Here is a 26060-nt window from a genome sequence, read left to right as displayed (position 1 = left end):
GGCATCAACCGCCATCCGGCAATATGAATCAGAGTTTATCCAGCAACTTTTTAACATCTTTACCGTTGCGGGAGTCTTTATTGCGATCGGCCCAATCGTTAAGGCGACGTTTCGCTTCATCCTGCAAATGCTTACGCAAAATCTGGTCGACCTGCAGACTGTAGTTTAGCGCCTGCCACTGACCGTAGACTCTGAGAGGAACCGGGGTAGCCTTCAGGAAGTTAATCAGCTTACTTTCGCCATCCCAGCCGCCCAGCACGCGAATGTTAAACAGCGTGTCGCAATTCAGCTTCACCAGATCCAGCGTTCCCTTGCCGGTCAGCGCCAGCATCGCCGACTCACCCGCCATGTTATCCAGCGTAACCTCGCCGTTATCCAGCGTCATATCGGTTACAAAATGATCCAACCGGGTCACGTTATCCAGGTTTTGCTGAGCTTTAACATCCCCACCGCTACGTTCCACGGCCTGTTGTATCATCTGCTGGAAGTTCATTCCTTCCATTCGCGTATCGCTCATTTCGACATGGGCCTGCCCTTGCCAGCTATGACGAAACGCCTGGGCATCAATATCTGAGCCAGAGAAATCCCCTGCCAGTGACAGCTTACCGGTGAGGGCGATGGGGTAATCGAAGGCTTTCAGGATAGTACCAATTTCTACGCCTTCCAGGCGCGGATGGAAGACCGCTCGCGGCTGTCCTTTTCTGGCATCCAGCATACCAGGAAGCGACACCAGTCCGCCGTCACTTTTCCCCTGCAACTGCGTAACGTTCAATAAGCCGAACTGGTTGTCAATTTTTGCCGAGACATTGTCAAACGCCATTTTCCGCCACAGCACTTTGTCAGCTTGCAAAGCGATGTCTGCCGAAAATCCCTTCAGTCCCTGATACGAAACGGCATCAACCTGGGAAGCAATGACGGGGCGCGCCAGCGTTGACTGACTCTGACCTTGCTGAACCTCACCGTTCGTCGTCACAGCCTCACGCTGTACGAGCAGATTGTCCAGATTGAGCTGACCAAACTTCAGGTCGACGGCCCATTCTGGTTTATCCAACAATGTCACATGAACTTGCCCGGCGAGAGAGCTGTCGTTAGCGGTCAAATGAATCTGGCTAAACGCGAGCTGTTTTTTCTCTTCCAGCCACTGTGCCTGAAACTGTCCCTGGCCTTTGATCCCCTGCGCCGGTAGATCGGCCCCCTGCAGTTGCCAGCTTAGCTGCTCAATATTCGCGGATAAGTTATGCGGATAGTCGGAGGCATCAACGCTGCCGTTGAAGGATAACGCGAGGTCACGCTGATCGCGGTTAACGCGCCCGGAGAAATCAAACGTGCCACGGTGCTGGTTATCCTGTTCCATGTCCAGACGAATATCGCGAACCGTGACCTGTTCATCGTCTTCATGCTGGAATACCAGAACGCTATCGGCAACACGCAGGCGGGCAATATCAAACGACCATCCTCTGTCTTCAGCCAGGTCGGGCAAGGTATTGTCTTTTGGGGCAACGGGCGCATCTTTGCCGCGCACCGCTTCAGTTTGCGGGGTCAGTTGAATCACCGCGCCTTTGAGCATCACCTGCTTCACACTGAGCTGGTGACTCAACAGCGGCCACAACGCGACGTCAAGACGCATATTGTCGGCACGAATCAGGGGTTCGCTGGCGCCTTCAGCCGTTAACACCATGCGCCCCGAGAGGATACTCAGCTGTGGCCATACGTGCCAACGCAGAGGGCCATCCAACTGCAGCTGATATCCGCTACGCGCAGCAACCTGCTTGACCATATATGCGCGGAAATCATTCGGATTCACCAACAGTACTAACGCAGAAAAACCGGCCACCAGCACGACCAGTAGGATCATCAGCGTCGTCAGAAATCGTCTCATGCTATCCCCAATGGACTGAAAATACTCAGTCTTTATCGATCCGGCTGGCAACGGCGCCTTGCTGATCGCGATACTTTGCATCCTGACGACGGTTGTAAGGTCGCGCCGCCGGACCGGAAAGCGGTTCGAAGCTTAATGCGCCAATCGGCATGCCAGGACGCAGGGCCAGCGGTAGTTTTCCGGAGTTGTAAAACTCCAGTACGATGCAGCCAGACCAGCCCGGATCGATACGGTGTGCGGTGACGTGTACCATCAGTCCCAGACGCGCCAGCGAAGAGCGGCCATCTAACCAACCCACAAGATCGGAAGGCAGCGTCACGGATTCGAACGTCACTGCCAGCGCCAGTTCGCCCGGATGCAGGAAAAATGCCTCGCCGTCTTTGAGGACGATTTCATCACTCATCACGCGATCCAGCGCGGCGCTGACTTCATCTTTCGGTCCGCTCAGATCGATATACGCTGCCGTATGCCCGCGGAACGTACGGAATTTGTTGCCAAGGCGCACATCTACCGTGGCGCCGTTGATTCGCTCGACAGGAGGGCGTGGATTGATCGACAGACGACCTTGATCCAACCAGGCTTCAATATCTCGGTCACATAAACGCATGGCACTTTCTCCTTTCGTGCTTCAACCCCTTAATGCCAGGTGCATTAAGGGTGAACCAGGTTATCACTGAACGGTACACAATTCGCTGAACTTATTCAAAGAACTGACTGATTTTAGCCTTCAGAATATCGATGGCGATGCGGTTTTTACCCCCGCGCGGCACAATGATGTCGGCGTACTGTTTTGAAGGCTCAATAAATTGCAGGAACATTGGACGGACGGTTTTCTGATATTGCGCCATCACTGAATCCATTGAACGACCACGTTCGTTCACATCGCGCTTGATACGGCGCATCAGGCAAATATCCAGCGGGGTATCAACAAAAATAGAGAAGTTCATCTCATCACGCAAACGCGCATCCGTCAGCAGCAAAATGCCTTCCAGGATGATGACTTTCTTGGGTTCGATATGAATAGTGTCTTGCGTGCGCGTGTGCTCAACGTAGCTGTACACTGGCAGCTCAATGGCACTACCGCGTTTCAGCGTTTGCAGATGTTGGAACAGCAGGCTGTGATCCATCGCGTTCGGATGGTCGTAGTTGGTTTTTACACGCTCTTCCATCGATAGATGGCTTTGATCTTTGTAATAGCTGTCTTCGGGAATAACGCCAATATGTTCGTCACCGACTTGTTCACGCAATTCGCGATAAAGAGTACTGGCAATAAGACTCTTGCCGGAAGCCGATGCGCCGGCAATGCCGATAATGACGCACTGATGGGACTGATCAGTCATAAATTTAGCGACCTGATTAACCTGGATGTTAGGAAGGGCGGCGCCGAAACGCCAAACGCGGCAATTATAGGGATTTCAGCGGCGCGACGCCAGCCCAGGCTGCACCAATGCCTTCCCTGTCGCAAATTAAAACGGTCATATTTAAAGCATGCGCTACATTTATTCGCCAGCCTTAGTAATTAATAGCTTGAGAGTGTTAATTTATGAGCAGCTGGCGTATAAATTGTAAATTATTTGTACTAGCATAAACCCAGATTAAATGTGATGCGTCCGGCATCTCTACTGGGCGACAACGGCTATTTGGGTAGAGTGGTAATGAGTAAACAATCCCAACATGTTTTAGTTACCTTACCTCATCCTCTACTGCGCCTGGCCAGTTTAGGTCTGGTGGCTTTCATCTTTACGCTGTTCTCGCTGGAACTGTCTCGTTTCGGGGCGCAACTGGCGCCGCTGTGGTTTCCGACCTCAATCATGATGGTGGCTTTTTACCGTCATGCGGGAAAAATGTGGCCGGGGATCGCGCTGGCGTGCTCATTGGGTAACATCGCGGGTTCTTTGCTCTTCTTCCCCGGAGAGTCGCTTAGCTTTACCTACACGGCCATCAACATTATTGAGGCTGTCGTGGGGGCAATGTTATTGCGCAAACTGCTGCCCTGGTATAATCCTTTACAAAATCTCAACGACTGGGCGCGCCTGGCATTCGGCAGCGCAGTGGTCCCTCCGCTGCTGGGCGGCGTATTACTCTGGTTATTATTACCGCAAGAAACGTCGTTAAATACCTTCCTCATTTGGGTGCTGTCAGAATCCATCGGCGCGCTGGCGCTGGTACCATTAGGTTTACTGTTTAAGCCACATTATCTGCTGCGCCACCGCAATCCGCGATTACTGCTTGAAACTCTGATTACGCTTCTGGTGACGTTAACGTTCAGTTGGCTGTCGATGATGTTCATTCCATGGCCGTTTACCTGCGTTATTGTCCTGTTGATGTGGAGCGCTGTCCGTCTGCCGCGTATGGAGGCGTTTTTAATTTTCCTCAGCACCGTGATGATGGTTTCGCTGATGTTGGCCGCTGACCCTTCGCTGCTCTACACCCCCAAACAGAACATGATGACCAGCATACCGTGGCTGCCGTTTTTGATGATCCTGTTGCCAGCCAATATGATGACCATGGTGATGTACGCGTTTCGGGCTGAACGCAAGCACATCTCAGAAAGCGAAGCGCGCTTTCGCAATGCTATGGAGTATTCCGCAATTGGCATGGCGCTGGTCGGGACCGAGGGGCAATGGCTACAGGCCAATAAAGCCTTGTGCCAGTTTCTGGGCTATAGCCAGGAGGAGCTACGTTCGCTCACCTTCCAGCAATTAACCTGGCCGGAAGATTTGAACAATGACCTCGAACAGTTAAACATGCTGGCGCGCGGGGAAATTAACAGCTATTCCATGGAGAAACGCTATTACACGCGCGCAGGCGAGGTGGTATGGGCTTTGCTGGCCGTTTCGCTGGTGCGCCATAGCGACACCACCCCACTCTACTTTATTGCGCAGATTGAGGACATTAACGATCTGAAGCACACCGAGTGGATGAACAAACGGCTGATGGAGCGCATTACGCTCGCTAATGAAGCCGGGGGGATCGGCATTTGGGAATGGGAACTGCAGCCTGATGTGATCAGTTGGGATAAGCGTATGTTCGATCTCTACGAAGTCCCGGCACATATCAAGCCCAGCTGGCAAGTCTGGTATGAATGCGTTGTGCCTGAAGATCGCGAACACGCCGAAAATGTGATTCGCGATTCGCTGGCCGCACGAGCCCCGTTTAAGCTTGAGTTTCGTATCGCAGTAAAAGGTGGCATACGGCATATCCGCTCGTTGGCCAACCGGGTACTGAATAAAGACGGTGAAGTTGAACGCTTACTTGGCATCAATATGGATATGACCGAGGTGAAGCAGCTCAACGAAGCGCTGTTTCAAGAAAAAGAGCGTTTGCATATTACGCTGGACTCCATCGGCGAGGCGGTGATTTGTATTGATGTCGACATGAATGTGACCTTTATGAATCCGGTCGCTGAGAAAATGAGCGGCTGGCAGCAGGAAAACGCAATTGGCATTCCGCTCCTGACGGTACTGCGTATTACTTTCGGCGATAACGGTCCGCTGATGGAAAATATCTACAGTGCCGACATGTCGCGTAAGGCAATGGAGCAGGAAGTCGTCCTGCATTGTCGCAACGGCAACAGTTATGACATTCAGTACAGCATCACGCCCCTCAGCACCCTTGATGGCGGCAGCATTGGCTCGGTGCTGGTCATTCAGGATGTCACCGAGTCACGTAAGATGCTGCGCCAGCTTAGCTACAGCGCTTCGCATGACGACCTGACGCAGTTGGCCAATCGGGTCAGCTTTGAAAACCATCTCAAACAGTTGCTGCATACGGTGCACGACGCACACCAGAGTCATGTGCTGGTTTTTATCGATCTTGATCGTTTTAAAGCGGTGAACGATAGCGCAGGGCATGCCGCAGGCGATGCCCTGCTGCGCGAACTCTCTTCACTGATGCTAAGCATGCTGCGGTCCAGCGATATGCTGGCGCGCCTTGGCGGCGACGAGTTTGGTCTGTTGCTGCCGGATTGTAATATCGAAAGCGCCCGCTTCATCTCAGGTCGCATCATCAGTGCTATTAACGATTACCACTTCATGTGGGATGGCCGCTTGCACCGCATTGGCGCCAGTGCGGGAATTACGCTGATTGATGACAAAAACCATATCGCGACTGACGTCATGTCTCAGGCGGATATCGCCTGCTACGCGGCGAAAAACAGCGGACGTGGGCGTGTCTGCGTCTATGAACCCCAGCAAAGCCAGGCGCATGCCGCGCGTAGCCAACTGTCATTGGACGAACAAAAGCATACCATTACGCACAGCCCGATGCTGATGATCGCCAGAGGCGTGGCTTCTCCACGTATACCTGAGACGTTTAGCTTCTGGCTTATATCGCTACGCTTAGGGACCGCTGAAGGCGAAGTGATTGAAGAGCAGACATTCCGTACCGGGCTGGTCGATCCCACATTGAATCAAGCGCTCGACCGTCGGGTATTCAGCGAATTCTTCCAGAATGCGGCCCCAGCAGTCGCCAGCAAGGGCCTCAGTGTTGCGCTCCCCCTTTCCGCCGCCGGGCTGCTCAATTCAGAACTTGTTGATGAGCTGCTGGAACAATTGCAACATAGTCCGTTACCGCCGCGGCTGCTGCACCTGACCGTTCCGGCCAGCGTCATCAAAACGAATCCAACGCAGGCGATATCCGCCCTGCATCGGCTACGTCAGTTCGGTTGTCGAATTGTGTTAAGTCAGGTCGGTCGTGATTTAGAGCTTTTTGACAATCTGAAATACCGCATTGTCGATTACCTGTTGCTTGACAGCGAGCTAAGCGCCAGCGCTCACGGAGACCTGATTGACGAGATGTGGGTGTCCATTATCCAGGGCCATGCCCAGCGTCTGGACATTAAAAGCATCGCCGGTCCGGTGCAGTTGCCGCTTATCATGGATGCGCTTTCTGGCATCGGTATTGACATGATTTATGGCGACATTATTGCCAACGCCCAACCGTTGGATCTGCTACTGAATACCAGTAATTTCGCCATCAACTGACGGTTGCCAGCCATCCGTGTACCAGATATGCAAGAGTGCATAGGAGCGCCAGGGTTTCCAACGCTCTGCATACCGCCGGATCTGGGCTGGCGTCATGCCGGGAAAACGCTGTTTAATCAGATAATCATCCGGCAGAAAAACATCCTTCGCCTGCCAACCACGCAGCGCAAAATAGTTGGCGGTCCAGCGCCCTATTCCGGGAAACGTTTGTAGTTGCTTAACGCCTTGCTCAATATCGTCAGGCGCTTCTGTCGCAAGCGTTCCTTCAAGCGTTGCACGCGCCAGGTGAATCAACGCTTCAGCGCGTTTGAGCGGCATCCCTAACGCTTTCAGGTGCAACGGTTCGGCGTCAGCAAGCGCTTCAGGCGTGGGAAAACAAACATACCCTGGCGCATCCTCCAGCGTGTCGCCATAAGCATGGGCGACTTTCGCTGTCAGTTTTGCCGCCATAGCCACGCTGACTAACTGCCCTAAAATCGCCCGTACCACTTGCTCAAAAGCATCGACACATCCCGGCAGGCGCAGTCCCGGACGCGCCGCACCAAGGCTTCCCAGCGCGCTGACAATTTGCTGCGGGCAGCAGGTAAGATCAAACAAACGGGTTATTTTCGCCAGGCACTCGGGGGCGGCGGGTTGTAATCCCGAACTTAACGTCACGTGTAGCACATTGGCGTGCAAATCCGGTACGACGCGCACCAGACCCCGATGCTCCCCTACGGACAGGCTTCTGGTATAACTCAGTTCCTCCACCGTTTCGACACCGTCAACCGCACGGGCGGCAAGAAATCCCAGCATCCAGGGCCAGTCATAAGGCGGTTGCCAGCTCAGCGTGAACATTCAGTTTTCCTTTTTATGCAAACCTACAGCATAAACGGTATTCAATCGATGCGCCTTGCTTTCATATTCCAGTTGTCGGAGCGTCAACATTTCGTTAAAGTCACGCCCCTTCTTCACTGGCATGGGGATTTTTACGGTGTTTATTGGTTTTGACTACGGTACGGCAAACTGTTCAGTGGCCGTTATGCGTGACGGGCAGCCTCACCTGCTCAAAATGGAAAATAACAGCACGCTTCTGCCTTCAATGCTGTGCGCGCCAACGCGCGAAGCGGTCAGCGAGTGGCTGTATCGCCATCACGACATCCCAACCACGGACGACGAAACGCAGGCGCTGCTTCGCCGCGCGATGCGCTATAACCGCGAAGAAGACATCGACGTTAACGCCAACAGCGTGCAGTTCGGTCTGGCATCGCTGGGTCAATATATTGAAGACCCGGAAGAGGTGTATTTCGTTAAATCGCCAAAATCATTTTTGGGTGCCAGCGGTCTGAAGCCGCAGCAGGTTGCGCTGTTTGAAGATCTGGTCTGCGCGATGATGCTGCACATACGCAACCAGGCACAAAATCAGTTGCCGGAAGCCATCACCCAGGCCGTTATTGGTCGTCCCATCAACTTCCAGGGGTTAGGGGGCGATGACGCCAACGCCCAGGCGCAGGGTATTCTTGAACGTGCGGCTAAACGCGCCGGTTTTCAGGATGTCGTCTTCCAGTACGAGCCGGTAGCGGCTGGTCTGGATTACGAAGCCACGCTGCAGGAAGAAAAACGCGTGCTGGTGGTGGATATTGGCGGGGGTACAACCGACTGTTCACTGCTGCTGATGGGGCCGCAATGGCACCAGCGCGCCGATCGCGAAAACAGCCTGCTGGGGCACAGCGGCTGCCGCGTTGGCGGGAACGATCTGGATATTGCTCTGGCGTTTAAACATCTGATGCCGCTGCTCGGTATGGGGGGAGAAACGGAAAAAGGGATCGCCTTACCTATTCTGCCCTGGTGGAACGCGGTCGCGATCAACGATGTTCCCGCGCAAAGTGACTTCTACAGTAGCGCCAACGGTCGCTTGCTCAACGATCTTGTCCGCGACGCGAAAGAAGCCGATAAAGTCGCCCTACTGCTTAAAGTCTGGCGCGAGCGTCTGAGCTATCGCCTGGTGCGCAGCGCAGAAGAGAGCAAAATCGCGCTCTCCGATCAGACCATTGTGACGGCGGCGATACCGTTTATCAGCGACACGCTGGCAACCGATATCAGTCAACACGGGCTGGAAGCTGCGCTCAATCAGCCCCTGGCGCGCATTCTGGAGCAGGTTCAACTGGCGCTGGAAAACGCGCAGGAAAAACCGGACGTGATTTACCTGACCGGCGGTAGCGCGCGTTCGCCGCTGATTAAAAAAGCCCTCGCCCAGCAACTTCCCGGGATTCCGATCGCGGGGGGCGATGATTTCGGTTCCGTTACTGCCGGACTGGCCCGCTGGGCTGACGTTGTTTTCCGCTAAGCGGCTCGCATGCTGAAAAGTACGCGTATTGACATCACCATTGCTGTGGCTTATTTTCAGGAGTGAGGGTTAGGGAGGGCTTCCCCTCCCCCTGGTGTCTTAGTAAGCCGGTAAGCTAATCACTAAGAGTATCACCAGGATGATGACCTGCTTCATCATAACCCTTTCCTTATTTTGGCCCCTTCCTCGGGAGGGGCTTTCCCGTTCCAGCGTCCCGCTGAAATCTCTGGCTTTCCTCCTTTTTGCCTTGTCAGCACTCTAACGCACAATCACGTATTCGCTATCTTCACCACCGATTGTTGCGTAACGCTTCGCAAAGCCGCATTAGCATTCAGACGAATCCCGACAGTGTTTCATAATTCCTCCATTTTTCTCCCTTGTTCGCTGGCTAAACTAGTATCATTCCGCGAATCGTTTCAGGATGAGAAACTTATAACAATGAAAGGCAGTAAAAAATCCCGCTGGGTGATAGCAATCGCGATCGTTGTGGCCACCGTCGCCGCCATCTGGTTCTGGCAAAGCCGTAACGACGCCCAGGAAAGCGCACCGGGCGCGACCAAACCAGCGCAGCACACGCCAGGTTCGGGACGGCGTGGAATGCGCTCCGGGCCGTTGGCTCCCGTTCAGGCTGCCACCGCCGCCATGGAAGCCGTTCCGCGTTACCTGACAGGACTGGGTACCATTACTGCCGCAAATACCGCCACGGTACGTAGCCGGGTGGATGGTCAGCTCATTGCCTTACACTTCGAGGAAGGACAGCAGGTAAAAGTCGGCGACCTGCTGGCAGAGATAGATCCCAGCCAGTTCAAAGTTGCTCTGGCTCAGGCGCAGGGCCAGCTGGCAAAAGATAAAGCCACGCTGGCAAATGCCCGTCGCGATCTTGCCCGCTATCAACAGCTGGTGAAAACTAATCTGGTCTCCCGCCAGGAGCTGGATGCCCAGCAGGCGCTGGTAAATGAAACATTAGGGACAATCAAAGCCGATGAAGCCAGCGTCGCCAGCGCACAATTGCAGCTTGACTGGAGTCGGATAACCGCGCCTGTAGAGGGGCGTGTCGGTCTGAAGCAGGTCGACGTCGGTAACCAAATTTCCAGCGGCGATACCACCGGAATCGTCGTCATTACGCAAACCCATCCTATCGACCTGATATTCACCTTGCCTGAAAACGACATTGCCACCGTGTTGCGGGCGCAAAAATCGGGGTCTCCGTTAAAGGTCGAAGCCTGGGACCGGACCAATTCGCAAAAACTGAGCGAAGGCGTCCTGCTCAGTCTCGACAATCAGATTGATGCCACGACCGGAACCATCAAAGTTAAAGCCCGTTTTAACAATCAGGATGATGCTTTATTCCCTAACCAGTTTGTTAACGCCCGCATGCTGGTCGACACGGAACAAAACGCCGTGGTGATCCCAACGGCCGCCCTGCAGATGGGCAATGAGGGCCATTTTGTCTGGGTGCTGAACAGCGAGAATAAAGTGAGCAAACATCTGGTTAAACCAGGTATTCAGGATAGCCAAAAAGTAGTGATCGCCGCCGGGTTGTCCGCAGGTGATCGGGTCGTAACCGACGGTATTGACCGCCTGACAGAAGGCGCAAAAGTAGAAGTTGTAGAGGCGCATGACGCCTCAGCTCAGGACGAGAAAACTGCGCCCCGCGGATACGGCAAAAAAGGAGCTAACTCCTGATGCAGGTGTTACCTCCGCACAACACAGGCGGGCCATCACGCCTGTTTATTCTGCGACCTGTCGCCACCACGCTGCTGATGGTCGCGATTTTGCTTGCCGGTATTATCGGTTATCGTTTCCTGCCGATCGCCGCCTTACCGGAAGTCGATTACCCCACGATTCAGGTCGTTACGCTGTACCCGGGCGCCAGCCCGGACGTCATGACCTCGGCGGTAACCGCGCCGCTTGAGCGTCAGTTCGGACAGATGTCCGGCTTAAAACAGATGTCCTCGCAAAGTTCCGGCGGCGCATCGGTCGTCACGTTGCAGTTTCAACTGACGCTGCCGCTGGATGTTGCCGAGCAGGAAGTTCAGGCTGCGATTAACGCCGCCACCAATTTATTACCGGGCGATCTGCCCAATCCGCCGGTCTACAGCAAGGTAAACCCGGCAGATCCACCGATCATGACGCTGGCGGTCACGTCCAGCGCCATGCCGATGACGCAGGTGGAAGATATGGTCGAAACCCGCGTCGCGCAGAAAATCTCTCAGGTTTCCGGTGTCGGTCTGGTAACACTTTCCGGCGGGCAACGACCGGCGGTCCGCGTGAAGCTTAACGCACAGGCTATTGCCGCACTCGGTCTGACCAGCGAAACCATCCGTACAGCCATTACCGGGGCTAACGTCAATTCGGCAAAAGGGAGTCTTGATGGCCCAACGCGTGCTGTCACCCTTTCCGCCAACGACCAGATGCAGTCCGCAGACGAATATCGCCAGCTCATCGTGGCCTATAAAAACGGTGCGCCGGTTCGTCTGGGCGATGTCGCCACCGTCGAACAAGGGGCAGAAAATAGCTGGCTGGGCGCATGGGCCAATAAGCAACAAGCCATTGTAATGAATGTTCAGCGCCAACCTGGGGCGAACATCATCTCCACGGCAGACAGTATCCGTCAAATGCTGCCGCAGCTCACCGAAAGCCTGCCCAAATCAGTTAAGGTCAGCGTGCTTTCGGATCGTACGACCAATATTCGTGCGTCCGTTGCAGACACCCAGTTTGAGCTAATGCTGGCGATTGCGCTGGTGGTGATGATCATCTACCTGTTCCTGCGCAATATTCCGGCGACGATTATTCCTGCGGTCGCCGTTCCGCTGTCGCTCATCGGCACCTTCGCGGTGATGGTATTTCTTGATTTCTCCATCAATAACCTGACCCTAATGGCGCTAACCATCGCGACAGGATTCGTAGTGGATGACGCTATCGTGGTTATCGAGAATATTTCTCGCTATATCGAAAAAGGCGAAAAACCGCTGACTGCCGCCCTGAAGGGGGCTGGTGAGATTGGTTTTACCATCATCTCTCTGACATTTTCGCTAATCGCCGTGCTGATCCCACTGTTGTTTATGGGTGATATCGTTGGCCGATTATTCCGCGAGTTTGCCGTTACGCTGGCCGTGGCAATTCTGATTTCCGCCGTCGTCTCGCTCACCCTCACGCCGATGATGTGCGCGCGCATGCTTAATCAGGCCTCGTTGCGTAAGCAAAACCGCTTTTCCCGTGCCTCGGAGCGAATGTTCGATCGCGTCATTGCCGGGTACGGTCACTGGCTGGCAAAAGTGCTGAACCATCCGTGGCTCACGCTGGGCGTGGCGCTCGGCACGCTGGCACTGAGCGTTATGTTATGGGTCTTTATCCCCAAAGGGTTCTTCCCAATCCAGGACAACGGCATCATCCAGGGTACGCTGCAGGCGCCGCAGTCCAGTTCATTTGCCAGCATGGCCCAGCGCCAGCGCCAGGTTTCCGATGTCATCCTTCGAGATCCGGCGGTAGAGAGCCTGACCGCTTTTGTCGGCGTGGATGGTACTAATCCGGCATTGAACAGCGCGCGTCTGCAAATCAACCTTAAGCCGCTGGACGATCGCGACGATCGCGTGCAGAAAGTGATCGCACGCCTACAGGACGCGGTTGACAGAGTACCCGGCGTTGATCTCTATCTTCAGCCCACCCAGGACCTGACGATTGATACCCAGGTCAGCCGGACGCAATATCAGTTTACGCTGCAAGCAACGACCCTTGATGCTCTCAGCACCTGGGTTCCACAGCTGTTAGAAAAACTTCACCAGCTACCGCAACTGTCTGATGTCAGTAGCGACTGGCAGGACAAAGGGCTGGTGGCGTATGTGAACGTCAATCGCGATAGCGCCAGCCGTTTAGGCATCAGCATGGCGGATGTCGATAACGCCCTGTACAACGCCTTCGGCCAGCGACTGATTTCAACCATCTACACCCAGGCCAACCAGTATCGCGTCGTGTTGGAACATGACACCAACAGTACGCCGGGACTTGCTGCACTGGACACTATCCGTCTGACCAGCAGCGACGGCGGCGTGGTTCCGCTCAGCGCAATCGCCAGCATTGAACAGCGTTTCGCTCCGCTGTCGATTAACCACCTCGATCAGTTCCCGGTCACCACCATCTCGTTCAACGTACCGGACGGTCATTCGCTGGGCGATGCGGTGCAGGCAATTCTGGATGCCGAAAAAACGCTCAATCTGCCAGCAAATATTACCACCCAGTTCCAGGGCAGTACGCTCGCTTTCCAGGCCGCACTGGGTAATACCATCTGGTTGATTGTGGCTGCGGTTGTCGCGATGTATATCGTTCTCGGCGTGCTGTATGAGAGCTTTATTCACCCGATTACCATTCTCTCCACGCTACCCACGGCGGGCGTCGGCGCCCTCCTGGCGTTAATGATTGCCGGCAGTGAACTGGACGTCATCGCGATTATCGGCATTATTTTGCTTATCGGTATCGTCAAGAAAAACGCCATCATGATGATCGACTTCGCCCTTGCCGCGGAGCGCGAACAGGGCATGACCCCACGCGACGCTATTTTCCAGGCCTGTCTGCTGCGTTTTCGCCCGATTCTGATGACTACGCTGGCGGCACTCCTCGGCGCGTTGCCGCTGATGTTAAGTACCGGCGTGGGGGCCGAATTACGTCGCCCATTAGGAATTGGTATGGTCGGCGGTCTGCTGGTAAGCCAGGTATTAACCCTGTTTACCACCCCGGTGATTTATCTGCTGTTTGACCGTCTGTCGCTGTACGTGAAAAGCCGCTTCCCGCGTCAGGAAGAGGAAGCGTAAATGAAATTTTTCGCGCTTTTCATTCATCGTCCGGTGGCGACCATTCTCATTTCGGTGGCCATCACCCTGTGCGGGATACTGGGCTTTCGTCTGCTGCCGGTAGCTCCGCTGCCGCAGGTGGATTTCCCGGTGATCATGGTCAGCGCATCATTACCCGGCGCTTCCCCTGAAACGATGGCGTCTTCGGTAGCCACCCCGCTGGAGCGCTCACTGGGGCGCATCGCGGGCGTGAACGAAATGACCTCGAGCAGTTCCCTTGGCAGTACGCGCATTATTCTTGAATTCAAATTCGACCGTGACATCAATGGCGCGGCGCGGGATGTTCAGGCCGCGATTAACGCAGCGCAAAGCCTGCTACCCAGCGGCATGCCAAGCCGCCCCACGTACCGCAAAGCCAACCCTTCCGATGCGCCAATCATGATCCTGACGCTCACGTCGGACACTTACTCGCAGGGTGAGCTGTACGATTTCGCATCAACCCAATTAGCACAGACCATCGCGCAAATCGACGGCGTGGGTGACGTCGACGTTGGGGGCAGCTCTCTGCCTGCCGTGCGCGTAGGGCTTAATCCGCAAGCGCTGTTTAATCAGGGGGTGTCGCTGGACGACGTGCGTAGCGCGATTGCTAACGCCAATGTGCGTAAGCCGCAGGGAGCTATCGAGAATGATACCCACCGCTGGCAGGTACAAACCAACGATGAGCTGAAAACCGCCGCCGAGTACCAGCCGATTATCATCCACTACAATAACGGCGCTGCGGTGCGGCTGGGCGATGTTGCGTCTGTGAGCGACTCGGTGCAGGACGTACGTAACGCGGGGATGACCAACGCAAAACCGGCTATCCTGCTGATGATCCGCAAGTTGCCAGAAGCCAATATTATTCAGACGGTAGACAGCATTCGGGCCAAATTACCGGAGTTACAAACGCTGGTCCCGGCCGCCATCGATCTACAAATTGCCCAGGACCGTTCACCGACCATTCGCGCCTCGCTGGAGGAAGTCGAACAGACGCTGATTATCTCCGTTGCGCTGGTTATTCTGGTGGTCTTTGTTTTCCTGCGCTCCGGGCGCGCGACCCTGATCCCTGCGGTAGCGGTTCCGGTCTCGCTGATCGGTACCTTTGCCGCCATGTATCTGTGCGGGTTCAGCCTGAACAACCTGTCATTAATGGCGTTGACCATTGCCACGGGATTTGTCGTTGATGACGCGATCGTGGTGCTGGAAAATATTGCCCGCCACCTGGAAGCGGGAATGAAGCCACTGCAGGCGGCGCTACAAGGTACGCGCGAAGTGGGATTCACGGTGCTCTCAATGAGCCTGTCGCTGGTAGCGGTGTTCCTCCCGCTGCTGTTAATGGGCGGATTGCCTGGGCGCTTGCTGCGCGAATTTGCCGTCACGCTGTCAGTTGCTATCGGTATCTCGCTGCTGGTGTCGCTGACATTAACGCCAATGATGTGTGGCTGGATGCTCAAATCCAGCGCTCCGCGTGAACAGTCTCGTAAACGGGGTTTTGGTCGTGTGCTGGTGGCACTGCAACAGAGTTACGGCACTTCGCTTAAATGGGTGCTGCGCCATACGCGACTGGTTGGCGTGGTGTTACTTGGCACCATTGCGCTGAATATCTGGCTTTATATTTCCATCCCCAAAACCTTCTTCCCGGAGCAGGATACGGGCGTGTTGATGGGGGGGATTCAGGCCGACCAGAGCATCTCTTTCCAGGCGATGCGCGGCAAACTGCAGGACTTTATGAAGATCATCCGCGACGACCCGGCGGTGAATAACGTCACCGGTTTTACCGGCGGTTCCCGGGTTAACAGCGGGATGATGTTTATCACCCTCAAGCCACGCGATGAGCGCGGTGAAACCGCTCAGCAGGTGATCGACCGCCTGCGCGTCGCGCTTGCAAAAGAGCCTGGCGCGAATCTGTTTCTGATGGCGGTGCAGGATATTCGCGTCGGCGGCCGCCAGGCCAATGCCAGCTATCAATACACATTGCTTTCCGACGATCTGGCGGCGCTGCGCGAGTGGGAACCGAAGATCCGTAAAGCGCTTGCCGCCCTGCCCCAACTGGCGGATGTCAACTCAGATCAGCAGGACAATGGCGCGGAAATGAACCTGGTCTACGATCGCGACACCATGTCTCGTCTGGGGATCGACGTTGCAGCCGCTAACAGCCTGTTGAACAACGCTTTTGGACAACGGCAAATTTCAACTATTTATCAACCGATGAACCAGTACAAAGTGGTGATGGAGGTCGATCGACGTTACACCCAGGATATCAGTGCGCTGGATAAAATGTTCGTCATCAACAATGACGGTAAGGCAATCCCGCTATCGTACTTTGCCAAATGGCAACCGGCGAATGCCCCGCTGTCGGTAAACCATCAGGGCTTGTCCGCTGCCTCAACCGTGTCGTTTAACCTGCCAACAGGTTCTTCACTGTCTGAGGCGACAGAGGCTATCAACAGAACCATGACCCAGCTCGGCGTCCCCTCCACGGTTCGCGGTAGCTTTGCCGGCACGGCACAGGTATTTCAGGACACCATGAACTCACAGGTGATCCTGATTATCGCCGCCATTGCCACAGTCTACATCGTTCTGGGGATGCTGTATGAAAGCTATGTCCATCCCCTGACCATTCTCTCCACGCTACCTTCAGCTGGCGTCGGGGCTTTGCTGGCGCTGGAGCTGTTCAATGCCCCGTTCAGCCTAATCGCCCTGATAGGGATAATGCTATTAATTGGCATTGTGAAGAAAAATGCCATCATGATGGTCGATTTTGCGCTGGAAGCACAGAGAAACGGCAAGCTGCAGCCAGAAGAAGCCATTTTCCAGGCCTGCCTGCTGCGCTTTCGCCCAATCATGATGACCACGCTGGCGGCGTTGTTTGGCGCGCTGCCGCTGGTGTTATCCGCCGGGGATGGCTCCGAACTACGTCAACCTTTGGGGATAACCATTGTCGGCGGGCTGGTCGTGAGTCAACTCCTGACGCTGTACACCACGCCTGTGGTCTATCTCTTTTTCGACCGTCTGCGTTTTTCGCGTAAAAACAGCAAACCGGTAGCAGAGTTATGACAGAACTTCCCGACAGCACCCGCTGGCAGCTTTGGATTGTGGCATTCGGCTTTTTTATGCAGTCGCTGGATACCACCATCGTGAATACTGCGCTTCCCTCGATGGCGGCAAGCCTCGGGGAAAGCCCGTTACACATGCATATGGTCATTGTGTCATATGTTTTAACCGTTGCCGTGATGCTGCCCGCCAGCGGATGGCTGGCGGACAAAGTTGGCGTGCGTAATATCTTCTTCACCGCCATCATCCTGTTTACGCTTGGCTCGCTGTTTTGCGCCGGGTCCAGCACACTCAACGAGCTGGTGATGGCGCGCGTCTTACAAGGCGTTGGCGGTGCGATGATGGTGCCGGTCGGCAGGCTAACGGTGATGAAAATCGTCCCGCGTGAGCAATATATGGCGGCGATGACGTTTGTCACATTGCCCGGTCAGATTGGCCCGCTACTGGGACCGGCATTAGGCGGTATTCTGGTTGAGTACGCCTCCTGGCACTGGATATTTTTGATTAACATTCCGGTTGGTATTGTCGGCGCGATAGCGACGTTAATGCTGATGCCCAACTACACCATGCAAACCCGACGCTTCGATCTCTCCGGATTTGCGATGCTGGCAGTCGGCATGGCGGTACTGACGCTGGCACTTGATGGCAGTAAAGGAACCGGCATCTCCAGTATCTCGCTGGCAGCGTTGGTTATCTGCGGAGTGCTGGCTATTGCGCTGTATCTGAAACACGCCCATCGTAATCCACGCGCGCTGTTCAGCCTGAGTCTGTTTCGCACACCGACCTTCTCGCTGGGTCTTTTCGGCAGTTTTGCCGGACGCATCGGTAGCGGTATGCTGCCGTTTATGACGCCGGTGTTTTTACAAATAGGCCTCGGTTTTTCCCCCTTTCATGCCGGGCTGATGATGATCCCGATGGTGCTCGGCAGTATGGGCATGAAGCGCATTGTGGTGCAGGTTGTTAACCGCTTTGGCTACCGTCGCGTACTGGTCGCTACAACGCTTGGCCTGTCGCTGGTCAGTCTGCTGCTGATGAGCACCGCGCTGCTCGGCTGGTATTACGCCCTGCCCTTCGTACTGTTCTTACAGGGAATGGTCAACTCAACGCGCTTTTCATCCATGAACACCCTGACGTTAAAAGACCTGCCTGACGATCTCGCCAGCAGTGGTAACAGCCTGCTGTCAATGATCATGCAGCTGTCGATGAGTATCGGGGTGACAATCGCGGGACTGCTGCTAGGCATGTTCGGTCAGCAGCATAGCGTCATCGACAGCGGAAGTACGCATACCGTCTTTATGTATACCTGGCTGTGCATCGCATTCATTATCGCGCTGCCCGCCATTATTTTTGCCCGCGTGCCGAACGACACGCAAACCAACGCGGTGATTTCACGGCGCAAGAGGAGCACCTGATGAAGTTCTGGCGGCCCGGTATCACCGGCAAACTGTTTCTGGCGATTTTCGCCACCTGCATCGTATTGCTGATCAGCATGCACTGGGCCGTACGCATAAGCTTCGAACGCGGTTTTATTGACTATATCAAGCACGGTAACGAACAGCGGCTGCAAATGCTCAGCGACGCATTAAGCGAGCAGTATGAACAGCACGGCAACTGGCGATTCTTACGCAATAACGATCGGTTTGTTTTTCAGATCCTGCGCTCTTTTGAACACGACAACGACGATGATAAACCCGGCCCCGGCATGCCGCCGCACGGCTGGCGTACGCAGTTTTGGGTTGTCGACCAAAATGCCCGCGTGCTGGTCGGTCCGCGTGCTCCGGTCCCCCGTGACGGTATGCGCCATCCGATCCGCGTCAACGGTAGCGAAGTCGGTGCCGTGATTGCCTCTCCCGTGGAACGCTTAACGCGCAATACGGATATCAATTTCGACATGCAGCAAAGGCGTTCCAGTTGGCTCATCGTCGCGCTCTCCACGATCCTGGCGGCGCTGGCAACGTTTACGCTGGCGCGCAGCCTGCTGGCCCCGGTCAAGCGGTTGGTAGAAGGCACGCACAAACTGGCGGCTGGCGATTTCACCACTCGCGTTGCGCCGACCAGTACGGATGAGCTGGGCAAGCTGGCGCAGGACTTCAACCAGCTTGCCAGTACGCTGGAAAAAAACCAGCAGATGCGTCGTGACTTTATGGCCGATATTTCTCACGAACTGCGTACGCCGTTAGCGGTGTTGCGCGGTGAACTGGAGGCCATTCAGGATGGCGTACGCCAGTTCACCCCTGACTCCGTTGCCTCTTTGCAAGCTGAAGTGGGTACGCTCACCAAGCTGGTGGACGATCTGCATCAGCTCTCCATGTCCGATGAAGGCGCGCTGGCCTACCAGAAAACATCGCTGGATCTCATCCCCCTGTTGGAAGTGGCAAGTGGCGCATTTCGTGAACGCTTTGCCAGCCGTGGACTGACGATACAGCTTTCACTCCCGGACAGCATGACAGTATTTGGCGACAGGGATCGTTTGATGCAGTTGTTCAACAATCTGCTGGAAAACAGTCTGCGCTACACCGACAGCGGCGGCGGACTGCACATCAGCGCCGAACAACGCGAGCGTATGGTTTTATTAACCTTCGCTGATTCCGCTCCCGGCGTAAGTGACGACCAGTTACAGAAGCTGTTTGAACGATTTTATCGCACCGAAGGCTCGCGTAACCGTGCCAGCGGTGGTTCCGGGCTGGGGCTGGCAATTTGCGTCAATATCGTACAGGCGCATAATGGTCTGATTCGCGCCGCCCATTCGCCTTTTGGCGGGGTTAGCATTACAGTAACATTACCGCTGGAACGCGATTTACAGAGAGATGTATGACTGAGTTACCCATTGATGAAAACACGCCGCGTATTCTGATCGTGGAAGACGAGCCCAAGCTGGGGCAACTGCTTATCGACTACCTGCGCGCGGCAAGCTACGCTCCTACGCTCATCAGCCACGGCGATCTGGTTCTTCCTTACGTGCGTCAGACGCCGCCCGATCTGATCTTGTTGGATCTGATGCTGCCTGGTACCGACGGCCTGACTCTGTGCCGGGAAATCCGCCGATTCTCTGAAGTCCCCATCATGATGGTAACCGCCAAGATAGAAGAAATTGATCGCCTGCTGGGGCTGGAGATCGGTGCGGATGATTATATTTGCAAACCCTACAGCCCGCGTGAAGTTGTTGCTCGCGTGAAGACGATTCTGCGCCGTTGCAAGCCGCAGCGCGAACTGCAACAGATGGATGCTGACAGCCCGTTGATCGTCGATGAAGGTCGTTTTCAGGCGTCCTGGCGTGGGAAAATGCTCGACTTAACGCCTGCTGAATTTCGCTTACTCAAAACGTTGTCGCATGAACCGGGAAAAGTGTTCTCCCGTGAACAGTTGCTCAATCATCTCTATGACGATTACCGTGTCGTTACCGACCGAACCATCGACAGCCATATCAAGAACCTGCGACGCAAGCTGGAATCGCTGGATGCGGAGCAGTCGTTTATCCGCGCGGTCTATGGCGTAGGGTATCGCTGGGAAGCCGACGCCTGTCGAATTGCGTAAACACTCCCGTCCTGCAGGACTCCGCGGCTTCGTGGAGTCCTGTTGACTAGCAACTCTCCAAATATCGCTCATACTCTTTGTGGCAACACTGTCGTCAATAACTGTTTGATATAAAACTTTAATCAAGGAGTTCATATGGCTGGTTGGTTTGAATTAAGCAAGAGTAGCGATGATCAGTACCGCTTTGTTCTTAAGGCTGGAAACGGGGAAACGATCCTTACCAGTGAGCTTTACACGACAAAAGGCGCGGCAGAAAAAGGGATCGTATCTGTCCAGGCTAACAGCCCTCTGGCCGAGCGTTACGAGAAAAAAACGGCAGCTAATGGCAAATTGCATTTCAATCTGAAAGCAGCAAACCACCAGATTATTGGTAGCAGTCAACTGTATGCGAATGAACAGTCGCGCGAGACCGGTATTGCTTCAGTTAAGACCAATGGTGTAACTCAGACGATAAAAGATAAAACCTGATAATGACTCGCTCAGCCGGGTAACGCCACGCTGTCGCCCGGCGTTTTTCTTTACCTGTCTTCCCCACAGCGCTACAATGCCCGCCCTTAATATGGGGGCACTCCCCTAACCGCCTCATTGAGTGAGGCGAGTCTGACCTGTCATCAGAACGAGAAAATTATGTTTAAACCGGAACTCCTTTCCCCGGCGGGAACGCTGAAAAACATGCGTTACGCTTTCGCCTATGGCGCAGACGCTGTATATGCGGGCCAACCGCGTTACTCACTGCGCGTACGCAACAACGAATTCAATCACGAAAACCTGCAGCTAGGCATTAATGAAGCCCATGAACTGGGTAAAAAATTCTATGTGGTGGTTAATATTGCCCCGCATAACGCCAAGCTGAAGACCTTCATTCGTGACCTGAAACCGGTGGTGGAAATGGGGCCGGATGCACTGATCATGTCCGACCCCGGTCTGATTATGCTGGTGCGCGAAAACTTCCCTGACATGGACATTCACCTTTCAGTACAGGCTAACGCCGTAAACTGGGCAACGGTGAAATTCTGGAAGCAGATGGGATTGACCCGTGTGATCCTGTCCCGCGAACTGTCGTTGGAAGAAATTGAAGAGATCCGCACCCAGGTGCCGGATATGGAAATTGAGATCTTTGTTCACGGCGCGCTGTGCATGGCTTACTCCGGCCGCTGCCTGCTCTCTGGCTACATCAACAAGCGTGACCCAAATCAGGGTACCTGTACCAATGCCTGCCGCTGGGAATACAACGTGCAGGAAGGCAAAGAAGACGTGGTGGGCAATATCGTGCATAAGTACGAGCCTATCCCGGTACAAAATGTTGAGCCGACGCTGGGTATTGGCGCGCCGACTGACAAAGTCTTTATGATCGAAGAAGCCCAGCGTCCGGGTGAGTACATGACCGCGTTTGAAGACGAACACGGCACTTACATCATGAACTCGAAGGATTTGCGTGCCATTGCCCACGTTGAGCGCCTGACTCAGATGGGCGTGCATTCGCTGAAAATTGAAGGCCGTACTAAATCATACTATTACTGTGCACGTACCGCGCAGGTTTATCGCAAGGCCATTGATGATGCCGCTGCCGGTAAACCGTTCGACCCGCAACTGCTGGAAACGCTGGAAGGTCTGGCGCATCGCGGTTACACCGAGGGGTTCCTGCGCCGCCATACGCATGACGACTATCAGAACTACGAATACGGCTTCTCTGTTTCCGAGCGTCAGCAGTTTGTCGGCGAATTCACTGGCGAACGTAAAGGTGAACTGGCGGCTGTGCTGGTGAAAAATAAATTCACCGTCGGCGACAGCCTGGAGCTGATGACCCCACAGGGCAACATCAACTTTACCCTCGAACAGATGGAAAACGCGAAAGGCGAAGCGATGCCGGTTGCGCCGGGCGATGGTTACACCGTGTGGATGCCTGTACCGGAGGATATCGATCTGAATTATGCATTGTTGATGCGTAATTTTACCGGTGAGTCCACGCGCAACCCACATGCTAAGTAGTTAATTACGGTTATTTTTCAGCGTTCGGAAGATTCTTAGAAATCGATCACATACCGCTTCGTTCATTAAGGGTATTATCCCATCCGCTGAAAAACATAACCCATAAATGCTAGCTGTACCAGGAACCACCTCCTTAGCCTGCGTAATCTCCCTTACGCAGGCTTATTTTTTGCCTGCCGTTTAACTCCCCCCTATTCAAATCACGACTTTCAGGCGAAAAAAAACCGGGCATTACGCCCGGTTCATTAGGTGGTTAGATATTAATGTGCTGCTTCTGGCTTGTGCTTTTGCGCACTCTGGAAACCATAGGTCAGCTCATTTTTCTCTTTATCCAGCGCAACGGTCACCTGACCGCCATCCACAAGCGAGCCGAACAGCAGTTCGTTAGCCAATGGTTTTTTCAGGTTATCCTGGACAACACGCGTCATCGGGCGTGCGCCCATTGCGCGGTCATAGCCCTTCTCAGCCAGCCAGTCACGGGCTTCCTGACTCACTTCCAGAGAGACACCTTTCTGATCCAACTGAACCTGAAGTTCGACGATAAACTTATCAACAACCTGATGAATCACCTCAGTAGAGAGATGATCGAACCAGATAATGTTGTCGAGACGGTTACGGAATTCCGGCGTAAACACTTTTTTGATTTCGCCCATCGCATCAGTACTGTTGTCCTGATGAATCAGCCCAATCGATTTACGCTCAGTTTCACGCACGCCGGCGTTAGTGGTCATGACCAGCACCACGTTGCGGAAATCCGCTTTACGCCCGTTATTGTCGGTCAGCGTACCGTTATCCATCACCTGCAGCAGCAGGTTAAAGACGTCCGGATGCGCTTTTTCGATTTCATCCAGCAGCAGTACCGCATGCGGATGCTTAATGACAGCATCCGTCAGCAAACCGCCCTGGTCGAAACCGACATATCCCGGAGGCGCACCAATCAGGCGGCTGACGGTGTGACGTTCCATATACTCGGACATATCAAACCGCAGCAGCTCAATACCCAGCGCTTTGGACAACTGCACCGTGACTTCGGTCTTACCTACACCAGTCGGTCCGGCAAACAGGAACGAACCGACAGGTTTATGCTCGTGTCCCAGACCAGCACGGCTCATTTTGATCGCTTCAGTCAGCGCCTCAATGGCTTTATCCTGTCCGAATACCAGCATTTTCAGACGATTGCCCAGGTTTTTCAGCGTATCGCGATCGCTCTGCGAAACGCTCTTCTCCGGGATCCGCGCAATGCGGGCCACAACGGACTCGATATCCGCCACGTTGACGGTTTTCTTGCGCTTGCTGACCGGCATCAGACGTGCCCGCGCGCCCGCCTCATCGATCACGTCAATCGCTTTGTCCGGCAGATGACGATCGTTAATGTATTTCACCGCCAGTTCGACCGCTGCACGCACCGCTTTGGCGGTGTAGCGAACGTCATGGTGCGCTTCGTATTTCGGCTTCAGACCGTTGATGATCTGCACGGTCTCTTCTACCGACGGCTCAGTGATATCGATTTTCTGGAAACGGCGTGCTAGCGCGCGGTCCTTTTCAAAGATATTGCTGAATTCCTGATAGGTTGTGGAGCCTATCACACGGATTTTACCGCTGGAGAGCAACGGTTTGATCAGGTTAGCCGCATCTACCTGGCCGCCCGATGCCGCACCCGCGCCGATAATGGTGTGGATCTCATCGATAAACAGAATGCTGTTAGTATCCTGTTCCAGTTGTTTCAGCAGCGCCTTAAAGCGTTTTTCAAAATCGCCACGGTATTTGGTACCCGCCAGCAGCGAGCCGATATCCAGAGAGTAAAGGGTACAATCAGCCATCACTTCCGGCACGTCGCCCTGGACAATACGCCAGGCGAGGCCTTCCGCAATAGCGGTTTTACCGACGCCAGACTCACCCACCAGCAGCGGGTTGTTTTTTCGACGACGGCACAGTACCTGAATGGCGCGTTCCAGCTCTTTGTCCCGGCCAATGAGCGGATCAATTCCGCCCACACGGGCAAGCTGGTTAAGGTTAGTCGTGAAGTTCTCCATACGGTCCTCCCCGCCAGCTTGCTCTTCGTTATTCGGCTGATTACCAGAGTCAGAGGACTGACTTGGTTCGTCTTTGCGCGTGCCATGAGAAATAAAATTAACCACATCAAGGCGACTCACTTCATGCTTACGCAGCAGATAAGCCGCCTGAGATTCCTGCTCGCTGAAGATGGCGACCAGCACATTAGCACCGGTAACTTCATTGCGCCCGGAGGACTGAACATGAAAGACCGCGCGTTGCAACACACGCTGAAAACTCAACGTTGGCTGCGTGTCGCGCTCTTCTTCACTGGCAGGCAATACGGGTGTGGTTTGTTCAATGAAGGCTTCGAGTTCCTGACGCAGCGCCACCAGATCCACAGAACACGCTTCCAGCGCTTCGCGGGCCGATGGGTTACTGAGCAATGCCAGTAGCAAGTGCTCGACGGTCATAAACTCATGTCGGTGCTCGCGCGCTCTGGCGAAAGCCATGTTTAAACTGAGCTCCAGTTCTTGATTGAGCATAGGCACCTCCCCCAATATTTATGCCTGCATTTAGGCTTTTTCTAGCGTACACAGCAACGGATGCTCGTTCTCCCTCGCATACTTGTTCACCATCGCAACTTTGGTTTCAGCCACTTCGGCAGTGAATACGCCGCAAATCGCTTTACCTTGATAGTGAACGGCAAGCATCAGTTGCGTTGCACGTTCTACATCATAAGAAAAGAATTTTTGTAACACGTCAATAACAAACTCCATCGGAGTGTAATCATCATTGACTAATATCACTTTATACATAGATGGCGGTTTTAGCGCGTCGCGCAATTTATCTTCCGCCAGCAGATCGAAATCCAGCCAGTCGTTAGTCTTACCCATTGTCAGTCGTCATCTTCAGTTACGGTTTCCGGCAGAAAATCTTGCCGCTGACAAGCAGCCTATGCGCACAATCAATCTACCTCAAGTATTAGATAACTATCATCTATTAGTGCCATCCGCGACATCTGTCACATAACCGACAATAGCGTTAACTGCTTCAAATTTTGATGCATTTTTACCCTATTCCGTCAGCCTGGCGCTTGACGCCTCGCCTGATTTCTCTAAATTGTAGTTTCGAGAGTTGGCGAGGTTTTGAACAGCCCCCACTCCGCCACCGGTTCATTCCATCTTACTTATATAAGATTTACGAAGGATGTCGAAGCATGGAAACGGGTACTGTTAAGTGGTTCAACAACGCCAAAGGGTTTGGTTTCATCTGCCCCGAAGGCGGCGGCGAAGATATTTTCGCCCATTACTCCACCATTCAGATGGATGGTTACAGAACGCTAAAAGCCGGACAGTCTGTCCAGTTTGATGTCCACCAGGGGCCAAAAGGCAATCATGCCAGTGTCATCGTGCCTGTCATTGAAGCAGAAGCTGTCGCATAGCTCTTCTGTTTCATTGTGTACATCCCGCAGT

Annotated in this window: 18 protein-coding genes; 11 read left to right on the top strand and 7 right to left on the bottom strand. The window is 54.2% G+C overall.

The genetic code is table 11. The features are described from left to right. Positions 1-28: 28 nt before the first annotated feature. From asmA to udk, 3 genes are all read right to left on the bottom strand, one after another. Positions 29-1879 carry an outer membrane assembly protein AsmA gene (gene asmA / locus HV352_RS08655; protein WP_103766506.1) on the bottom strand — a complete coding sequence of 617 codons (1851 nt, stop codon included), beginning with the start codon at positions 1877-1879 and terminating at the stop codon, positions 29-31. A 25-nt stretch (positions 1880-1904) separates the two neighbouring features. Next, positions 1905-2486 (bottom strand): dCTP deaminase, encoded by a 582-nt coding sequence (dcd, locus tag HV352_RS08650; protein WP_016153598.1) that lies wholly within the window; start codon positions 2484-2486, stop codon positions 1905-1907. 91 nt (positions 2487-2577) lie between these two features. Further along, on the bottom strand, positions 2578-3219 hold the full coding sequence (udk, locus tag HV352_RS08645) for a uridine kinase (RefSeq protein WP_003036776.1): 642 nt from the start codon (positions 3217-3219) through the stop codon (positions 2578-2580). A 315-nt stretch (positions 3220-3534) separates the two neighbouring features. Here udk and HV352_RS08640 point away from each other — a divergent pair, with 315 nt between their 5' ends. After that, entirely contained in the window at positions 3535-6864 is a 3330-nt protein-coding gene (locus HV352_RS08640; protein WP_155574507.1) for a diguanylate cyclase, read from the top strand. Here HV352_RS08640 and alkA read toward each other — a convergent pair. Then, a complete protein-coding gene (alkA, locus tag HV352_RS08635) occupies positions 6832-7701 on the bottom strand; it encodes a DNA-3-methyladenine glycosylase 2 (RefSeq protein WP_181635352.1) in 870 nt (289 codons plus the stop codon). The genes HV352_RS08640 and alkA overlap by 33 nt on opposite strands. Positions 7702-7837: 136 nt before the next feature. Here alkA and yegD point away from each other — a divergent pair, with 136 nt between their 5' ends. After that, positions 7838-9190 (top strand): molecular chaperone, encoded by a 1353-nt coding sequence (gene yegD, locus HV352_RS08630; RefSeq protein ID WP_046275425.1) that lies wholly within the window; start codon positions 7838-7840, stop codon positions 9188-9190. Between the two features lie 99 nt (positions 9191-9289). Here yegD and HV352_RS08625 read toward each other — a convergent pair whose 3' ends face one another. Then, positions 9290-9349: a type I toxin-antitoxin system Ibs family toxin gene (locus HV352_RS08625; RefSeq protein ID WP_109017525.1), complete on the bottom strand. Its 60-nt coding sequence runs from the start codon at positions 9347-9349 to the stop codon at positions 9290-9292. A gap of 279 nt (positions 9350-9628) precedes the next feature. Between HV352_RS08625 and HV352_RS08620 the strand changes: the two genes are divergently transcribed. The 8 genes from HV352_RS08620 to yegQ all read left to right on the top strand — a co-directional run bounded on the left by HV352_RS08620 (position 9629) and on the right by yegQ (position 22593). After that, positions 9629-10876 (top strand): MdtA/MuxA family multidrug efflux RND transporter periplasmic adaptor subunit, encoded by a 1248-nt coding sequence (locus HV352_RS08620; protein ID WP_181635351.1) that lies wholly within the window; start codon positions 9629-9631, stop codon positions 10874-10876. Then, positions 10876-13998, top strand: a complete 3123-nt coding sequence (locus HV352_RS08615; protein ID WP_181635350.1) for an MdtB/MuxB family multidrug efflux RND transporter permease subunit — start codon at positions 10876-10878, stop codon at positions 13996-13998. The genes HV352_RS08620 and HV352_RS08615 overlap by 1 nt, the downstream gene beginning before the upstream one ends. After that, the gene (mdtC, locus tag HV352_RS08610) at positions 13999-17073 is read left to right on the top strand and encodes a multidrug efflux RND transporter permease subunit MdtC (RefSeq protein ID WP_016156934.1); all 3075 of its coding nucleotides are present in this window, start codon (positions 13999-14001) and stop codon (positions 17071-17073) included. Then, positions 17070-18482, top strand: a complete 1413-nt coding sequence (locus HV352_RS08605) for an MFS transporter (protein WP_181635349.1) — start codon at positions 17070-17072, stop codon at positions 18480-18482. Before mdtC ends, HV352_RS08605 begins: the two co-directional genes overlap by 4 nt. Further along, the gene (gene baeS / locus HV352_RS08600; RefSeq protein ID WP_016153606.1) at positions 18482-19885 is read left to right on the top strand and encodes a two-component system sensor histidine kinase BaeS; all 1404 of its coding nucleotides are present in this window, start codon (positions 18482-18484) and stop codon (positions 19883-19885) included. Before HV352_RS08605 ends, baeS begins: the two co-directional genes overlap by 1 nt. Continuing rightward, positions 19882-20604, top strand: coding sequence for a two-component system response regulator BaeR (baeR, locus tag HV352_RS08595; RefSeq protein WP_019077149.1), 723 nt, complete (start codon positions 19882-19884; stop codon positions 20602-20604). The genes baeS and baeR overlap by 4 nt, the downstream gene beginning before the upstream one ends. Positions 20605-20739: 135 nt before the next feature. Further along, positions 20740-21072, top strand: a complete 333-nt coding sequence (locus tag HV352_RS08590) for a YegP family protein (protein ID WP_181635348.1) — start codon at positions 20740-20742, stop codon at positions 21070-21072. A gap of 159 nt (positions 21073-21231) precedes the next feature. Next, on the top strand, positions 21232-22593 hold the full coding sequence (gene yegQ, locus HV352_RS08585; protein WP_046275427.1) for a tRNA 5-hydroxyuridine modification protein YegQ: 1362 nt from the start codon (positions 21232-21234) through the stop codon (positions 22591-22593). A gap of 260 nt (positions 22594-22853) precedes the next feature. Here the strand turns inward: yegQ and clpA are convergent, their stop codons facing one another. Then, positions 22854-25130 (bottom strand): ATP-dependent Clp protease ATP-binding subunit ClpA, encoded by a 2277-nt coding sequence (clpA, locus tag HV352_RS08580; protein WP_016153651.1) that lies wholly within the window; start codon positions 25128-25130, stop codon positions 22854-22856. A 30-nt stretch (positions 25131-25160) separates the two neighbouring features. Then, positions 25161-25481: an ATP-dependent Clp protease adapter ClpS gene (gene clpS / locus HV352_RS08575; RefSeq protein WP_003036810.1), complete on the bottom strand. Its 321-nt coding sequence runs from the start codon at positions 25479-25481 to the stop codon at positions 25161-25163. Positions 25482-25804: 323 nt separating this feature from the next. Here clpS and cspD point away from each other — a divergent pair, with 323 nt between their 5' ends. Next, positions 25805-26029, top strand: coding sequence for a cold shock-like protein CspD (gene cspD / locus HV352_RS08570; protein ID WP_003036813.1), 225 nt, complete (start codon positions 25805-25807; stop codon positions 26027-26029). Positions 26030-26060 lie beyond the last annotated feature (31 nt).

This window comes from Citrobacter sp. RHBSTW-01044, from assembly GCF_013781945.1.
Taxonomy (GTDB): domain Bacteria; phylum Pseudomonadota; class Gammaproteobacteria; order Enterobacterales; family Enterobacteriaceae; genus Citrobacter; species Citrobacter braakii.
The sequence above is the reverse complement of the archived record's forward strand: the minus strand, read 5'-3'. Positions and strand labels throughout refer to the sequence as shown.

Coding starts and splice junctions, on each gene's coding strand:
- asmA (WP_103766506.1), bottom strand. CDS start 1,879: ATGAGACGATTTCTGACGACGCTGATGATCCTACTGGTCGTGCTGGTG.
- dcd (WP_016153598.1), bottom strand. CDS start 2,486: ATGCGTTTATGTGACCGAGATATTGAAGCCTGGTTGGATCAAGGTCGT.
- udk (WP_003036776.1), bottom strand. CDS start 3,219: ATGACTGATCAGTCCCATCAGTGCGTCATTATCGGCATTGCCGGCGCA.
- HV352_RS08640 (WP_155574507.1), top strand. CDS start 3,535: ATGAGTAAACAATCCCAACATGTTTTAGTTACCTTACCTCATCCTCTA.
- alkA (WP_181635352.1), bottom strand. CDS start 7,701: ATGTTCACGCTGAGCTGGCAACCGCCTTATGACTGGCCCTGGATGCTG.
- HV352_RS08620 (WP_181635351.1), top strand. CDS start 9,629: ATGAAAGGCAGTAAAAAATCCCGCTGGGTGATAGCAATCGCGATCGTT.
- HV352_RS08615 (WP_181635350.1), top strand. CDS start 10,876: ATGCAGGTGTTACCTCCGCACAACACAGGCGGGCCATCACGCCTGTTT.
- mdtC (WP_016156934.1), top strand. CDS start 13,999: ATGAAATTTTTCGCGCTTTTCATTCATCGTCCGGTGGCGACCATTCTC.
- HV352_RS08605 (WP_181635349.1), top strand. CDS start 17,070: ATGACAGAACTTCCCGACAGCACCCGCTGGCAGCTTTGGATTGTGGCA.
- baeS (WP_016153606.1), top strand. CDS start 18,482: ATGAAGTTCTGGCGGCCCGGTATCACCGGCAAACTGTTTCTGGCGATT.
- baeR (WP_019077149.1), top strand. CDS start 19,882: ATGACTGAGTTACCCATTGATGAAAACACGCCGCGTATTCTGATCGTG.
- HV352_RS08590 (WP_181635348.1), top strand. CDS start 20,740: ATGGCTGGTTGGTTTGAATTAAGCAAGAGTAGCGATGATCAGTACCGC.
- yegQ (WP_046275427.1), top strand. CDS start 21,232: ATGTTTAAACCGGAACTCCTTTCCCCGGCGGGAACGCTGAAAAACATG.
- clpA (WP_016153651.1), bottom strand. CDS start 25,130: ATGCTCAATCAAGAACTGGAGCTCAGTTTAAACATGGCTTTCGCCAGA.
- clpS (WP_003036810.1), bottom strand. CDS start 25,481: ATGGGTAAGACTAACGACTGGCTGGATTTCGATCTGCTGGCGGAAGAT.
- cspD (WP_003036813.1), top strand. CDS start 25,805: ATGGAAACGGGTACTGTTAAGTGGTTCAACAACGCCAAAGGGTTTGGT.